Genomic DNA, 736 nt, shown 5'->3' with positions numbered 1-736 from the left:
TGAAACCGGAGATAAAGGTTTAGTTGGTGACAAAGGAGACAAGGGAGATGTTGGTGATAAAGGCGAAGTCGGTGATAAAGGAGAAGTCGGAGATAAGGGAGAAACCGGTGATAAAGGTGAAACCGGAGATAAAGGTGAAACTGGAGATAAAGGCGAAGTCGGAGACAAAGGTCTAGTCGGAGACAAAGGTCTAGTCGGAGATAAGGGAGAAACCGGTGATAAAGGAGACAAAGGAGAAGTTGGCGATAAAGGAGAAACTGGAGATAAAGGTTTAGTTGGTGACAAAGGTGAAGTTGGTGATAAAGGAGAAACCGGTAACAAAGGAGAAGTCGGTGACAAAGGAGAAACCGGCGACAAAGGAGACAAAGGCCTAGTCGGCGACAAAGGTGAAACCGGCGACAAAGGAGAAACTGGAGATAAAGGAGACAAAGGCGAAGTCGGAGATAAAGGTGAAACCGGAGATAAAGGTTTAGTTGGTGACAAAGGAGACAAAGGAGATGTTGGTGATAAAGGAGAAACCGGCGACAAAGGTGAAACCGGAGATAAAGGTCTCGTTGGTGACAAAGGTGAAGTTGGCGATAAAGGTGAAGTCGGAGATAAAGGTCTAGTCGGAGACAAAGGTGAAACCGGAGATAAGGGAGAAACCGGCGACAAAGGTGAAACTGGAGATAAAGGCGAAGTCGGAGATAAGGGGGAAGTCGGTGACAAAGGTGAAACCGGAGATAAAGGTTTAGTT

1 pseudogene is annotated in these 736 nt (G+C 46.5%); it reads left to right on the top strand.

Annotation, left to right across the window (positions count from 1 at the left end):
- Window positions 1–736 (top strand): annotated as a pseudogene (locus GJ691_RS13535) (collagen-like protein); the annotation flags it as partial.

Source organism: Maribacter luteus, assembly GCF_009674825.1.
Classification (GTDB): Bacteria; Bacteroidota; Bacteroidia; order Flavobacteriales; family Flavobacteriaceae; genus Maribacter_A; species Maribacter_A luteus.
The sequence above is the reverse complement of the archived record's forward strand: the minus strand, read 5'-3'. Positions and strand labels throughout refer to the sequence as shown.